Source organism: Streptomyces sp. NBC_00353, from assembly GCF_036108815.1.
Taxonomy (GTDB): domain Bacteria; phylum Actinomycetota; class Actinomycetes; order Streptomycetales; family Streptomycetaceae; genus Streptomyces.
Genome location: NZ_CP107985.1, coordinates 1,235,421 through 1,249,336 on the forward strand (window position 1 = coordinate 1,235,421; position 13,916 = coordinate 1,249,336).

At 67.6% G+C, this 13,916-nt stretch carries 15 protein-coding genes and 3 pseudogenes; 9 read left to right on the forward strand and 9 right to left on the reverse strand.

Translation table 11 applies throughout. The features are described 5' to 3' along the window. Positions 1-336: 336 nt before the first annotated feature. The 5 genes and pseudogenes from OHA88_RS06015 to OHA88_RS06035 all read left to right on the forward strand — a co-directional run. Positions 337-468 (forward strand): annotated as a pseudogene (locus OHA88_RS06015) (helix-turn-helix transcriptional regulator); the annotation flags it as partial. 351 nt (positions 469-819) lie between these two features. Then, a pseudogene (locus tag OHA88_RS06020) lies at positions 820-1,677 on the forward strand (IS5 family transposase); the annotation flags it as partial. A gap of 133 nt (positions 1,678-1,810) precedes the next feature. Beyond that, positions 1,811-2,248, forward strand: coding sequence for a DUF4259 domain-containing protein (locus OHA88_RS06025; protein WP_328624545.1), 438 nt, complete (start codon positions 1,811-1,813; stop codon positions 2,246-2,248). Positions 2,249-2,434: 186 nt separating this feature from the next. Next, positions 2,435-3,175: an alpha/beta fold hydrolase gene (locus OHA88_RS06030; protein ID WP_328624546.1), complete on the forward strand. Its 741-nt coding sequence runs from the start codon at positions 2,435-2,437 to the stop codon at positions 3,173-3,175. Positions 3,176-3,249: 74 nt separating this feature from the next. Then, the gene (locus OHA88_RS06035; RefSeq protein ID WP_267009150.1) at positions 3,250-3,408 is read left to right on the forward strand and encodes a hypothetical protein; all 159 of its coding nucleotides are present in this window, start codon (positions 3,250-3,252) and stop codon (positions 3,406-3,408) included. 170 nt (positions 3,409-3,578) lie between these two features. On the opposite strand, the gene OHA88_RS06040 is transcribed toward OHA88_RS06035, so the two are convergent. Further along, positions 3,579-4,424, reverse strand: a complete 846-nt coding sequence (locus OHA88_RS06040; RefSeq protein WP_328624547.1) for an alpha/beta fold hydrolase — start codon at positions 4,422-4,424, stop codon at positions 3,579-3,581. Between the two features lie 934 nt (positions 4,425-5,358). Between OHA88_RS06040 and OHA88_RS06045 the strand changes: the two genes are divergently transcribed. Further along, complete coding sequence (locus OHA88_RS06045) at positions 5,359-5,556, forward strand: hypothetical protein (RefSeq protein WP_443044349.1); 198 nt, start codon at positions 5,359-5,361, stop codon at positions 5,554-5,556. A 275-nt stretch (positions 5,557-5,831) separates the two neighbouring features. Here the strand turns inward: OHA88_RS06045 and OHA88_RS06050 are convergent, their stop codons facing one another. Further along, positions 5,832-6,077 (reverse strand): hypothetical protein, encoded by a 246-nt coding sequence (locus OHA88_RS06050; RefSeq protein WP_328624549.1) that lies wholly within the window; start codon positions 6,075-6,077, stop codon positions 5,832-5,834. 129 nt (positions 6,078-6,206) lie between these two features. On the opposite strand from OHA88_RS06050, the gene OHA88_RS06055 reads away from it, so the two are divergent. Then, complete coding sequence (locus OHA88_RS06055) at positions 6,207-7,358, forward strand: ISAs1 family transposase (RefSeq protein ID WP_328624550.1); 1,152 nt, start codon at positions 6,207-6,209, stop codon at positions 7,356-7,358. A gap of 76 nt (positions 7,359-7,434) precedes the next feature. On the opposite strand, the gene OHA88_RS06060 is transcribed toward OHA88_RS06055, so the two are convergent. The 6 genes from OHA88_RS06060 to OHA88_RS06085 all read right to left on the reverse strand — a co-directional run bounded on the left by OHA88_RS06060 (position 7,435) and on the right by OHA88_RS06085 (position 10,978). Beyond that, positions 7,435-7,560: a hypothetical protein gene (locus OHA88_RS06060; RefSeq protein WP_328624551.1), complete on the reverse strand. Its 126-nt coding sequence runs from the start codon at positions 7,558-7,560 to the stop codon at positions 7,435-7,437. 263 nt (positions 7,561-7,823) lie between these two features. Continuing rightward, positions 7,824-8,711, reverse strand: a complete 888-nt coding sequence (locus OHA88_RS06065) for a hypothetical protein (RefSeq protein ID WP_328624552.1) — start codon at positions 8,709-8,711, stop codon at positions 7,824-7,826. Beyond that, the gene (locus OHA88_RS06070) at positions 8,708-9,151 is read right to left on the reverse strand and encodes a hypothetical protein (RefSeq protein ID WP_328624553.1); all 444 of its coding nucleotides are present in this window, start codon (positions 9,149-9,151) and stop codon (positions 8,708-8,710) included. The genes OHA88_RS06065 and OHA88_RS06070 overlap by 4 nt, the downstream gene beginning before the upstream one ends. 234 nt (positions 9,152-9,385) lie before the next feature. Then, on the reverse strand, positions 9,386-9,562 hold the full coding sequence (locus tag OHA88_RS06075) for a hypothetical protein (protein WP_328624554.1): 177 nt from the start codon (positions 9,560-9,562) through the stop codon (positions 9,386-9,388). Next, the gene (locus OHA88_RS06080) at positions 9,559-9,834 is read right to left on the reverse strand and encodes a hypothetical protein (protein WP_328624555.1); all 276 of its coding nucleotides are present in this window, start codon (positions 9,832-9,834) and stop codon (positions 9,559-9,561) included. The genes OHA88_RS06075 and OHA88_RS06080 overlap by 4 nt, the downstream gene beginning before the upstream one ends. A gap of 424 nt (positions 9,835-10,258) precedes the next feature. Next, positions 10,259-10,978: a VOC family protein gene (locus OHA88_RS06085; RefSeq protein ID WP_328624556.1), complete on the reverse strand. Its 720-nt coding sequence runs from the start codon at positions 10,976-10,978 to the stop codon at positions 10,259-10,261. 483 nt (positions 10,979-11,461) lie between these two features. Between OHA88_RS06085 and OHA88_RS06090 the strand changes: the two genes are divergently transcribed. Then, complete coding sequence (locus tag OHA88_RS06090) at positions 11,462-11,842, forward strand: VOC family protein (protein ID WP_328624557.1); 381 nt, start codon at positions 11,462-11,464, stop codon at positions 11,840-11,842. 75 nt (positions 11,843-11,917) lie between these two features. Further along, positions 11,918-12,747: pseudogene (locus OHA88_RS06095) on the forward strand (IS5 family transposase). Positions 12,748-12,764: 17 nt separating this feature from the next. Here OHA88_RS06095 and OHA88_RS06100 read toward each other — a convergent pair. Next, complete coding sequence (locus tag OHA88_RS06100; protein WP_328629605.1) at positions 12,765-13,853, reverse strand: PP2C family protein-serine/threonine phosphatase; 1,089 nt, start codon at positions 13,851-13,853, stop codon at positions 12,765-12,767. Positions 13,854-13,916 lie beyond the last annotated feature (63 nt).

A 13,916-nucleotide genomic window follows, 5' to 3' on the forward strand; every position in this document is an offset into this window, starting at 1 on the left:
CTGCGCAATCCCTTGACGTCTCGTCAGTCGGACCTTACGGTCACGAAAACATTCGCAGATGTGTCGCAACTTTCTGGTCGGCCGGCCACCAGCCGATCCGCAGCGAACCGGGGCAAAGGGAGAGGAGGAGCGCCGTCCGGTCCAGCGGGGCGCGCTCCGGACCGTCGTGATCTTCGTCAGGCAGTGCTGCGGTACTCAGGGATCAGGCCGCTGAGGACGTCGTGGCGATGGACGCGCTGTGCAGGTAAGGGAATGACGTCCGGGTCGTCGGCAAGGGCCCGAAGCTGCAGGGCCCGGTGCCGCCTTCCGGTTTCTTTGCACCGACCGCACACTGACGCGGCCTTCTACCATCTGCGCACCCGCGGTCAGGCACCCCGAATGATCAAACTGCCCAATGGTGAACTCCGTTGCCGCCGAACGGATTTGGATGCCTGGTGGGCTGCGTGCAAGAACGCTTCTGAAATTTGACGATGAGTTACAAACTACCATTCCGCGACACGCGCCAGCGCCCTGGTCGGCTGAGCCGATTCCAAGTTGGGAACGAACGCCAGGAAACACGCGCCGTACTCTGGCCGACGCCTTTGGCGCGATCGCGCCTGCGCTGGTCCACCCCAGCGCGTCATACCTCGAGCCGCGGATGCTGAGACGTGCCCTGTATTCGTGGGCGTTCAACAAGAACGCGTGGGACCAAGAACCAGTCGAAGAATGGCAGAAGGATTTGGACTGGATCAGAGGAGCTGACTGTTTTGTCGTCACCTGATGGTGTGGGATTGGGACGGCTCAGCTGATCGGCGTGGTCTGGGCTGCTGGGCTGAGCGGGTGAGTGAGTGCAAGCGGTATCCGAGCGATCTGACGGACGAGCGGTGGGCGTTGATCCAGCCGGTGATCACCGCGTGGAAGGCCGCGCACCCGTCGGTCAGCGGCCACCAGGGCCGTTACAAGATGCGGGAGATCGTCAACGCGATCCTCTACCAGTCCCGGACCGGCTGCCAGTGGGAGTACCTGCCGCACGACCTGCCACCACGTTCGGCGAAGTACTACTACTTCGCCAAGTGGCGTGAAGACGGTACCGACCAGACGATCCACGACCTGCTGCGCTGGCAGGTCCGCGAGAAGGCCGGCCGGTCGGAGGACCCGAGCCTGGTGGTGTCGGACACCCAGAGCGTCCACGCCGCGGTGAACGTCCCGGCCGCCACGACCGGGAAGGACGCGGCGAAAAAGGTACCCGGGCGCAAGCGCGGTCTCGCGGTCGACGTGCTTGGCCTGGTCATCGCGGTCGCGGCGCTCGAAGCATCGGTGCACGACAACCGGGCCGGAGTCGTGCTGCTGGATCGCGTCGCCGCACGGAACGCAAGCGTGTCGAAGGTGCTGGTCGACCAGGGCTTCAAGAGCACAGTCGTTGCCCGACGCGCTTCCGGAGAACGAGCGAATGAAGCTCAAGTCCATTCTGACCCACTGCCCCGAACTGGACGCCCTCGCCGGGCACGTCCGCTCCTTCGGGCAGATGATCACCAGCTCCAGGGAGAACGGCTCCCCGAGTGGATGGAGGCGGTCCGAGCCGACGACCTGCCCAGTCTGCACACCTTTACCAACGGCCTCGCACGCGACCTCGCAGCCGTCACGGCCGGCCGGACCCTTCCCTGGAGCTCAGGCGTCGTGGAAGGCCACGTCAGCCGCATCAAAATGATCAAGCGGCAGATGTATGGACGCGCTGGCTTCAAGCTCCTGCGCAAGCGGGTACTGCTTGCCTCGTGACCTCACCGTCGGTGGCCAGTGCGAGGATTCCCGGACGGTCACGCGAGGAGATCATATGGGCACCTGGGACATCGGCCCCTTCGACAACGACACCGCCGCCGACTTCGCCGGCGACCTGGACGAGGCAGCCGTGGAAGAACGCGAGTCCATGATCCGCAGCGTACTCAAACGCGCCGCCGATCCTGCGGACTACTTGGACGCCCCCGACGCCGAGCGAGCCGTGGCCGCGGCAGCCCTGGTCGTCGCACAGCACCCCTACGGCGAGCCGACGTGTTCGATCTACGGTCCATCCGAGCCTCTACCGGAGTTCCCCGCAGACCTCCGAACGCTCGCCGTCGACGCACTGGACCAAGTGATCGCCGAGCTGTCTGAACTCGCCGAGCTGTGGGGCGAAGCCGCAGACGGCCCGAAATGGCGCCAGGACATCTCCCGCCTCCGCGATGTCCTTAACCCTCCGATCCCACCACAAGAGGAAACCCTCTTCGAGATCTAACCGGTGACCGACAGTCACGGACCACAGAACTTGAGCCAGAACCTGAGTTCGAGCAGCACTGTCGGTCTAGGGTCTGTCCGGCGGATCTTGCCGGGCTCGCGCGCCAGAAACGGTTGGATTCTCCCCCAGGGGGAGGTCCTACCGTCCTGACCTACCGCACAGGCGATGCTTCGAGAGAGGTCTGTCATGACGACGTTTCTGCTGGTCCCGGGGCTTTTCATGGGTGGCTGGGCCTGGGAGGCGGTGGCTGCCGAGCTGACCGCGCAAGGGCACCGGGCGCTTCCGGTCACCTTGCCCGGCATGGCCGAGCGGGCGGGGGAGGACCCCGCCGACGCCGGGCTGGACGAGCACACCGACGCCGTGGCGGCGCTGCTCGACACGGAGGGCCCAGGGATTGTGCTGGTGGCCCACAGCTACGGCATCTTCCCCGCCCTCGCGGCGGCCGACCGGCGGCCCGAACAGGTCGCCCGGGTGGTGTTCGTGGACACCGGCTTCCCGGAGCCGGGTGAGTCGGTGGTGGCGCAGATGCCGCAGCTCGGCCTGCTGGACCGCGCCCTCGGCGGAGTCATCCCGGTGCCCGAGGAGATCCCGGCGGTGCACGCCGTCCCGGCGGCGGAGCTGGAGCGCTACCACCGCCTGGCCACCCCGCACCCGGTCCGGACCGTCACCGAGCCGATCGAGCTGACCGGTGCCTGGCTCAAGCTCCCGACCACTGGGGTGTTCTGCCTCGCGAACGGCCTCAGCCTGGAGTTCGCCCGCACGCTGCACGGCACCGGCCTGCCGCGGTTCGCCAAGCTCGCCGAGCCCGGAGTCACCTTCTTCGAACTGGCCACCGGCCACTACCCGATGCTCTCCACCCCGGTGGAGCTGGCCGACGTCCTGGTGCGCGCGGCGGCCGGCGAGGGCCTCGGCCTGTACGAGGGCTGACCGTCCGCCGGCTAGGGGCCGATGAGCGTCATGGTCACCCATCAGCCGGGGCCGGTGCTCGACGTGATGGCCGGTTGACGCGCCGGCTCGGGGCCACGGTCGTGCTTCAGGAGGGTGTCGCCTTGATCCTTGATGGCGGACGGTTGGACAACCTGCCGGAGGATCTTCGAATGGCTGCGGAGGTCATCGACTTCTCCGGTGCTGCGATCCAGGCAACGATCGACCGCGTCTGAGCCGGGCCCCGGTCAGTTCCTGAGCCAGAGGCGGATCGCGGCTGAGGGCTGTCCCGTGGAGGACGAAGGCGCGCTTGATGCCCCTATGGATGTCATAGCATGCGCCGTTTCTACGGCCTCCGGGTACCGGACGCGCCGTCGCCGTGATCTCCGGCGGCAACCTCGACCGGCTATGCGGCGAGTGTCGCCAGCGTCTGCTCGGGTGCGGTGAGGATCGAGAAGTGCCCTTGGCCGGGATGGATGTGAACGCGTGCGCCCGGTATCGCCGCGGCGAAGCGGCGGGCGTGCGGGAGCGGGACGGTGGTGTCGGCGTCCCCCTGGTGGATCGACGTGGGCACCGTGATCGACTCGAGGTCGAAACCCCAGGGTCGGGTCAGCACGCGCAGATCCTGCCCGACTCCCCGGCTGCCGCGCTGGAACGCTCGCAGGTAGTTGGTCAGGAAGGCCGCGCGCGCGTCCGACTGGGCGAGGGCACGCCGGTCGATGGCGGGCATCTCGCTGGTCGCCAGGCGAATGAACAGCCCTGGTGCCCGGCGCGCCAGCGTGGCCAGGCGGCCCAGAAACCAGCCACCGAACGCCGGAGCGTGCCGGGCGACCTGCAAGGACGCGCGCTGCCCGGCTGCCATCCCGCGGGAGGGCCAGGCAGGCGGGCCAAGGGGCGCGATGAGCAGCAGGCTGCGGACGCGGTCAGGCAGCTCCGACGCGCATGCGGCCGCGAACGCTCCGCCGCCCGAGACGCCGAGCAGCGCCACCGAGCCGACGCCCAACGCGTCCAGGACCACGGTGGCTTCCGCAGCCCAGTCCACGACCCGCGGCAGGCAACGGGCCTCGGTGCCGCCGATGCCGGGGCGATCCGGGGCGATGAGGCGCAGTCCGAGCGCGTGGGCCGCGCCCGCGAAGTCGTACGCGGCCAGCCGCGAGTCGGCCAACCCGTGGCAGAACAGCACCGCAGGCGCGTCCGGCTCCCCCACCACCTCGACCGCGATCACCCCGCCATCGGCTCGACGCACTTCCACCCTCATATCGTACGTCTCCCGGGACCTTGATCTGAGAGCTGCCTGAGCGGCATTCCAGAGGTTCTGCCGGCAGCCGGCTGGGAGCCACGGGCTAGTCCGGGGGCTGCGGCGGCTCGGGCGTTCTTCCTCCTGATCGGGGCGGATGGGCACAGACGCCACCTGGCGGTAGCTATACGAGAACAGGGCCTTGACCGACGCTGGCATCCACTCGTGATTCCCCTCGCCGTGACACTGATACTCATCCTGCACGCCGGTCATGCCCGCGCAGTGCCGATACGCACAGTGAAGCGCCCGCTTCGGCGCTGACTTCTACCTCGGACACCAGGGGAGGCTGCCAACCATGGGCGCCTCCTGTCGTCAGGGTGCGGCGCGCGCGACGCCGCCGCCGGGACGCTGGGCGTCGCCCTCATCGCCCGTCAGCTGCGCGACTGGACCATCAACTGACCTGCCCGCAGTGCCCATGCCCGCCCGGGATACCCCACAGCCAGGAGACCGGCGGAAAAGGCCGTGGCCGGGTGTGACAGGCTCGGCAACGGCCCGCCACACCCGTACATGCCATGCCCGGGGTGCTCGCCCTGCGCGTCCACACACCGCACCTCCTGGGCCGCCCTATGCGCCCCTACCCGCTCATCCGGCTGTCTGCCCGCAGGGAGCCACTCACGAGAGCTGGGCACTTCCCGGCCAATCAGGGCGAACGCGCCACACGGTGAGCGGCGGCGCTGCAACGATCGAGGGGTGCGGGTCCCGGCCGGGACCCGCATGCTTACGCCATCAACGGTGATAACGGTCGAGGGCCGCCGCCAACGGCGACGCATACCAACAACCCTCTGCCCAGAGACGGCCGGTTGCCCACTGTCGATCGCTCAGCGTGTCCCCATATGCTCCTCATTCGGCTTGCCCGCCCTTTTCAGGAGGTGTCGTGCCACGCAACACGATGTTTTGCTACACCTGCGACTCCGACGAACCACATCGCCCCCTCACTGCCCTGGAGAAGGTCTGGCTCAAGGAGCGCACAAGCCGGAAGAACGTCGAGGGGTTCTTCATGTGCAAGGCGCCCAACTGCCGGAATGTACGCGCAGGCTTTAACAAGCGCCCCTTCGACCCAGTCATCCGCGTTCCCCTGCCCGACTGACCCGCCAAGCGCAGAGACGACGTCGACGCCCTGGACGACCACCACGTTCGGTTACGGGGGCCGCAACGACACCGTGCGCGGGGTCCACAGTCACGAGACACACAGGGTGCTCCTTGTGCGTTCGGTGCGGCGGGGGTGCCACTCCCCCGCCGTCGGGGCGGGGCGCAGCGGGTCGGCTGCGCCCCGGGGCGGTCAGTACTGTACGAAGTGCAGGGCGCGAGCCTGGGCGGCGGTGTCCAGCGGCGGGGTGCACCACTGGATGCTGTCGAGGACGATCAGGTCGGTGACGTCGTCGAAGCCCGGGGGGCGCTGGCGAGCATGTGGACGTAAAAGGAGAACGCGAGCGCGTCAAGTTCCTTGGCCGGGCCCGCCCCGGGCAGTGGCGGGTTCGTGCGCAGGGCCGCGATGTAGGCCAGGGCGAGCAGGCCGAAGATGTCGGCTTCGAGGAGGCGCTTCAGGCGATGGCGCTGCGGCGGCCCGCGCGGCCGAGTACGGCTGCGGCGGCCACAAGGCTGTTCCAAAGTCCTAGCGGGTGGTGAAGGTGCTGGTCACGGCGTGGTGACGATGTTGGTGAGGACCGCTACTTACAGATCGAGGCTCCTGTTGTGGACGGATGACCTTGCGAGTCGTCGTCCAGAACCGGAGCCTCGATGTGCCGTCAGTCTGCCACCGCCTGTCTGGTCAAGTCGCCGTTGCTGGCGGGGTGTTCGGGGCTGTCGTTGGCGGAACGGCTGGTCAGGCTGCCGGACCCGCGCCATCGCCGGGGTGTGCGTCACCCGTTCGTGGCGGTGCTGCTGATCGCCGCGTCCGCGGTGGCGGCGGGCGCACGCTCGTACACGGCGATCGGGCAATGGGCTCGCAGCGCCCCGCAGCAGACCCTGGCCCGGTGCGGCGCACGCTTTCTGACCTCGCTGAACGTGCGGATCGCGCCGAGCAGGTCGACGATCCGCAGGATCGTCTCCGTTGTCTGCCCGGGCGGCCTGGCCGACCTGATGGGCGAGGCTCCGGTGGGAGCTCGGTCAGTTGCGGTGGACGGCAAGAGCGCCCGCGGCTCGCGCACCGATGCCGCGCCCGCCGCTCACCTGCTGTCCGCGGTCACGGCCGCCGGCCGTGTCGTGAGTCAGGTGCGGGTACCGGACAAGACCAACGAGATCTCCGCGTTCACCGCTCTGCTGGCCCCGTTCGATCTGGCCGGCACCGTGGTGACGGCCGACGCCCTGCACACCCAGCGCGAGCACGCGAAATGGCTGGTGGAGGTGAAGCAGGCGCACTACCTGCTGGTAGTCAAGGGCAACCAGCCGAACCTGCACGCGGCGGTCAAGACTCTGCCGTGGAAGGACGTGACCGCCCGCCGCTACGACCGCGAGCGCGGGCACGGGCGGCGCGAGACCCGCTCTGTGCGCACGCTCACCGTCACCGGCCTGAGCCTGGACTTCCCGCACGTCGTCCAGGCCGCGAAGATCCTGCGCCACCGCACCGACCTCAGGAGCGGCAAGGTGACCCGGCAGACCGTCTACGCGGTCACGGACATGACGGCACATGAGGCATCACCGCATCTCATCGGCTGTATCGCCAGATCGCAGTGGGGCATCGAGGCCGTCCACCACATCAGAGACGTCACGTTCGCCGAGGACGCCTCCCAGGTCCGGACCGGGCACGGCCCGGAGAATATGGCCACCCTGCGAAACCTCGCAATCAACAAGCTCCGCGAGCACGGCCACACCAGCATCGCGGCAGGCCTCCGCGAGATGTCTTACGAGCCCTTCACCCGCCCCCTCGACCTCCTCGGCATTGCCCCGTGACCAGCAACTACACGAACATCAAAGGGCTTTGGAACTGCCCTGGCTCACCACGCTCGACACCGCCCTGCAGCGACAGCTACCGCTGCACACAGGACGCGGAGATCCCGAACAAACGGGCGACCTCCGCCTTCGACGCCTCAGGATGGGCACGGGCAAACGCGATCACATCGCGACGGAACTCGGCGGGGTGCGGCTTCGGCATGGTCGACATCCTTCCTGCAACGATCACAAATCGCCACAAATGCCTGCCAACTGGGTGTGGGGCACCTCCGATCATGAGTGTTTCGGTCTGTCTGCTCGTAAGTCTGGGTATGGGAATCCGTCAGTCGCGGCCATGGTTCGTGTCGGACGAACTGTGGTCGCTCATCGAGCCGTTACTGCCGACGATGTCCTCGACCCCTCGCCCACTTCTGCCGACAGATCTCCGGCGCAGGACACCAAGGTGGGACGCCGCCGGGCGAACCGTCAGGTTGCGCCCGGACGCCTGGCGGACCGGAGCAGCGCCTCCAGCTCAGGCACCATGTACGGCGGTACCTCATAGCGGGCTCGCATGGCCCGCAGCTGCATGCGAAGGCGAAGGGTGTCACCCTCAATGGTGAGGGCCCTCTCGGTAAGTTCGTCGAGGCTCTTCTGCAGGTGACGCCCGTACCCGAGTGCTGTGCCGAGGTGCGCGAACTGCTCTGCGGCGTAACGTTCCTGGCGGGTGAGCGTAGTGATTTCCTCCGGGGTGAACAGATCTTTAACGTACGAGGGGCGGTCCCCATAGGTAACGGACGTTACTTTCATGCGCGTGTGGTAGATGAGCTGCCTCACCATGCCGGCTTGCCACTCCTCCAGGTTGCGGCTGTGCCGGACACACTGCTGGATCGCTGCCGATAGCTGCTCGTGCGAGATCATGAACAACTGGCGCAGCACCTCACGTTGCCCCCGTTGCAGCATCTCCCGCTTCCATGCAAAGGGAAGGTTCTGAAGGGGCAAGCACCCATCCAGCGGCGCTGTCGGACCCTGCTCGGGTGGTACGAGGGGCTGTCCCGGCGGTGGGATCTCCGCTTCGGTCAGCGCCACATTCATCAGGTAATCGATGGCCAGCATATGGAGCTCGGGGGCCAGTTCGACGGTCTCGACTATGTCGATGGCGATGTGCAGCAGAGCCAACGTGTCGGAGTTGGCGAGCCCACCGGAGGCCATGATGTCGAGGCTGGACCGATGGGCGGCGACCAACTCAGACCAGTTGCCGCCCTCCTCCGCGGCCCCGACTGTGTTGCAAGCCAGGCCGAAGACCCAGAACCTAGTCCACTGGGCGCCGATGGGCTCTCGCCCTCCCATCAAGTGGAACTGCCGCACATCGATCATTGCTCTTCCGCCTCTGCACGCAGTCGGCCAACCATGTCTGCGGCAATGCACTTCGCTACGTGTGGAGGGAATCCACGGCCCTCCAACTCGGCGGCCACCCAACGCTCCTCAGCCGCACGCTGCTCGCTGGTCGAGTTACGCAACAGCGGCAGATACTGCTCCAGTAGACGCAGGGCCTCCACCGTCAGCTCGGCACGGTCACCGTCCGGTGCCTCGGCCGAGCGGCGGAGCAGCGCCCGGATCCGCCTGGAGGTGCCCTCCTTGACGGCGTCCCCGAGGGCCTGTGTCAGGCCTGCCACGAAGGCACTCACCGTCGCGGCTACCAGCGCGGTGATGGCCGCCTCAGCGAGGAAGTTGCGGACCGCACTGTCGGACTGCGAGTACTCGGCCTGATCCGCGACCGCATCGTAGAGATCCACGAAGAGCGATTCTGCATCCATGCCAGCCATAGTCGCAGCAACCTCCGCACCACCAAAACCAGTTGTGAGAATCCTCTGCAAGCGGGCACGGCTCAGTGACTGGAACATGGTCCTCGCGACATGAGGTGGGCCCACTGGAACAGCATCCGAGGCGGCTGACACCACGCCACGGGAGTGTTCAATGAACGGCGGATCCGATGATCGGGGAGACGCCAGATGAGTGACATCACCATCGAGCGGTCCTCACCAACATCGTCACCACGCCGTGACCAGCACCTTCACCACCCGCCAGGACTTTGGAACAGCCCTGGCGGCGGCCAGCACCGCGAGCACAGCTGCGGTGAACCAGAGCATCGCCGAGATGGCGGTGGTGTATTGGGTGGCGATACCCAGACCGATGGCCGACACGATCAACCCGAGGTAGGCGATCAAAAACAGCCCAGCCAGCGCGGCACGCGCACGGCAGGGCTCGCTGCCGCGGCGACGGAGCCGATCACTGACTTGAACAGCACGCCGGCGCCTGCGCACGCCGGCGCGCCGCCGATTAGGAACGCGGCCAGGTTGGCCCCCTCCATACCTGCCGCGAGCACGATCAAGCCCGCGGCCTCACCGACAAGTCCCGCACTCAGGAGCGTCCGCAGCTTCATCCGGGGTGTGGCGGACTTGGCCAGCGACGCCACACCGAACACCACGAACACGATCACGCCCGCCAAGGCACGGCTCGGGTGATGCAAAGTTCCGGCGACAAAGGCCGGCGCGAGGGAGGTGAAGAACCCGAAGACCGAGAAGGCACCGAAAGCACCTACGGCGGCGGCGATGAAACCGGCTCGATCGCCGTGGTCGGCGCTGATACTTTGCGGGCGCCAGACAGGTCGCTGCGTTAGTTAGTCTCCGGTGTGACGGCTGCAATGTGCCGTCTTCGTGGCAGTGAGCCATCTGGCGATGTAGCCGCCGGCGCGAGGAAAGCACCGCCTGCCGCAGCTCCTCAAAAGGGGGCCGGCAGACGGAAGCCTTCGCGGCGTGTGCCCCGCCATGTTGCCGCCAGTCAGGCACAATGACGAACACCACGAGAATGACGACAGCGATCACCGTGGAGCCCTTCACCCGTCGAGGCGCCCCTCGCCGTCGTCATGGCCTCTGTACAGAGAACTCGTTACCGTCGGGGTCGAGCATTAGCACTCGGCCGCCGTCTCGCTCACCGATGTCGGAGTGCGTCGCGCCGAGCGAGATCAGGCGGTCGACCTCCGCCTCCCAGTCGGCGTCGGCGGGGAGCGCCAGCTCGAAGTACAGCCTGTTCGTGCCCGTCTTCGATGCCACCGGAGGACCACCCCACGTGATCTTCGTACCGCCGTTCGGCGATTGGATCGCGGTCTCCTGGTCCTGGTCCCAGACCAGCGGCCACCGTAGCGCCTCGCTCCAGAAGTAACCGACCTCCTGCGTACCGTCGCAGGCCAGCGCTCCGATGAAGCCGGTGTCAGCGAGGAACTTGTTGCCCGCCTCGATTACGCAGAACTCGTTGCCGTCTGGATCGGCGAGCACCACATGCCCCTCTTCCGGGAGTTGGCCCACGTCGATGTGGTTGCCACCGAAATCCAGCGCCCTGGCCACCGTCTGCTGCTGATCCTCCGGCGAGGTGCTCGTCAGGTCGAAGTGCGCCCGGTTCTGGCCAATCTTCGGCTCCTGGCTCGGCAGGAAACGGATGCGGAACCCGGCGGTATCAGGGGGCAGGATCGCGACGTCGTCGTCCGGACCGTCGGCCGACTCCCAGCCCAAGACCCCGGCCCAGAACCGCGCTAGGCCCGACGGCCGGGTCGCATTGAAGCAGATCGCGAACAATTGACTGGTCATACCCCGTGCATCTCCGATCCACTGACGGTTGATACGGCGCCTCGCACTCGCCATCCCCGCGAGCGCAGCCTAGGGGTGGCCGTGCGGCACGCGCATCCGAGTTTCCGTCGCCGGGGAGCCCGGTCCCCCACAAGATGACGATCGTGCAGAACGGCACCGTCGTCCACGGCACCGGCTGAGCCAACCCGTCACGCCGGGGCCGCAGCCGATTCACCCTCGGGGGTGCTCGGCGCGGGCACGGTGGCGGCGCGGGCGGGCAGGTCCAGGTCGAGGCGTCTAGGTCCTGTCGTCAAATTCCCGTCTGCCCCACTGGGCGGCCTACGGTCCTCCCCCGGCGGCCCGGCCGGGGAGGCGACGACCCCAAAACCCCTTCTCACCTGCTCGCTTCACCCGGTACGGTCTCGATCACGTTCCCACTGCGGGGAGCCCAGGAGTTCCGCGCGGTCGCCCCGGCAGTTCCCCCGTTGAGAGTAGGTTTCGTCAATGGCATGTCGTATCAGTGAGCTCGTACTCGGTTGCCGTGATCCCGAGGGGCTGGCGCGGTTCTGGTGCGAGGTCCTGGACTTCGTAGTGCTCGATCGCGAAGGGGACGACTGCTTCGAGATCGGGCCGCGCGAAGGGTTCGGCGGCCCGCAGCCGACGATCATCCTCAGTCGCAGGGACGAGCCGGAGCCGGGGAAGTCCCGGCTGCACATCGACGTCAACGCCACCGACCGCGATCAGGACGCCGAGCTCGAACGCCTCCTGAAGCTCGGGGCGCGCCCGGCTGACATCGGCCAGACCGGCGAGGAGCAGTGGCACGTTCTTGCCGACCCCGAGGGCAATGAGTTCTGCCTGCTCAAGGCCCGTCTCAACCCGCTCTGACGGCTCTGTGTCCCCGGTGCGACCCCAGAGCCTCCCGACAAATGGTGATCTCGAGTGGTGGATCATGGTCGGGTGATACGCCGCCATGAACTGTCGGATGCAGAGTGGGAGTTCGTTCGGCCGCTGTTGCCCGCCTCGTTGCGCGGGCGGAAGCGGTTGGGTGACCGGAGGGTCCTCAACGGGATCGTGTGGAAGTTCCGGACCGGGACGGCCTGGCGGGACGTTCCCGAGCGATACGGGCCATGGGCCACACTCCACACCCGTTTCCGCCGGTGGGCGCTGGACGGCACCTTCGACCGGATGCTCCGAGCCGCGCAGGCCCGGGCGGACGCGGACGGTGACATCGACTGGCTGGTATCGGTCGATTCCACCGTCGTCCGCGCCCACCAGCATGCCGCCGGGTCCCGAAAAAGGGGCTCCGAAACCCCGGACTCGGACGCTCCCGAGGCGGCCTGACCAGCAAGATTCATCTGGCCTGCGACGCCGTGGGACGGCCTCTGTCCTTCACCGTCACCGGCGGGAACACCAACGACTGCACCCAGTTCACCACTGTGATGGAAGCGATACGGGTGCCCCGCCTCGGTCCAGGACGGCCCCGGGTGCGGCCCGCCCAGGTGCTGGGCGACAAGGGATACAGCTCCCGGGCAATCCGGGCCTGGCTGCGACGGCGCGGTATCCGCTGCACCATCCCCGAACGGGCCGACCAGGTCCGCAACCGGGCCCGGCGTGGCAGCCGGGGCGGGCGACCGCCGGCCTTCGACCGCGAGAGCTACAAGCGGCGCAACGTCGTGGAACGCTGTTTCAACCGCCTGAAGCAGTGGCGTGGCATCACTACCCGCTATGACAAGACCGCCGAGTCCTACCAGGCAGCCGTCACCCTCGCCCCGCTCCTGATGTGGGCGTGACAATTTGAAGACACCTCCTAGTGGTCAGGCCGAAGTTCTGTCTGGCCATCAGGTGGTCTCACGCGCGTGTCTCGCTCGATGTACGGCGGAGCACCAGGGCAGCGGCGTCGTCGTTGAGCTGATCGCAGGCGTAGGCCAGCAAGGTCGGCGCCGAGGCGGTCGACCAGCTCGTCCGGAGCTGCGGTTGCGAAGGTCCCGATGCGTTCGGCGACGGCGTAGAAGACGTCGTCGCGATTGCGGGCTTCGCTCACGCCGTCGGTGTAGAGCACCAGGCTATCCCCCGCACCGAACGGGGCGATGTCGACGTGATACTCATCGTGGAGCAGCGCGGCGAGGCTGAACGGCGGAGAGGGCCCGGTGGCTTCCAGTTCCCGGACTGTGCCGCCGCTCAGCAGCAGCGGTGGCGGATGACCGCAGCTGAAGAGGCGAAGGACCGTGCCGTTCTCGGGCATCTCCGCGAGCAATCCGGTGGCGAAGCACTCCTCGACATCGCTGGGCTGGGCAGCGTACCGCCGGATACTCGTCTCAAGGCGGGCGGCCAGGGCGGGGAGATCGGGCGCGTCATGGGCCGCTTCGCGAAAGGCGCCCATCATAACGGCCGCCGCCTCCACCGCGGGCAGGCCTTTGCCGCGTACGTCGCCGATCATGATCCGGACTCCGTACGGGGTGCGCTGGGCCTCGTAGAAGTCGCCGCCGATGCGGGCCTCCGCGGCCGCGGCCAGATACATGGTTGCCATGCGTGTGGATCCCAGGCTGGACGGCAGTGGCCGCACCAGTTCGCGCTGCGCGGGCTCGGCGACGGAGCGCAGGTCGGCCAAGATGTGCTCCCGCTCCTGGCGCACATGGCTGGCGAATACGGCTGCCACCGTCACCAACACGATCATCCCCAGCGTCAGCCATGCCCTCGACACGCCCAAGTTCCCCTTGTCGGCAGCCAGCGCGATGTCTACGGCAAAGGTGAACCCCCCGATCACGCCGGTGCCGACAGGGCTCCAACTTGCGGCCGCCAGGGCCGGAGCCCCCTCCAGGAATCGGTTGAACGGCCAATTCGCCGGGGTGACCTGATCGAAGATCACGGCTAGGGCAATCAGCGCCAGCGGCGCCATGCGCACCACGACGTAGCCGAGACCTTGGGCAGGGCGGCGGGCCGCCCCCAGTTGGTCGTCCGC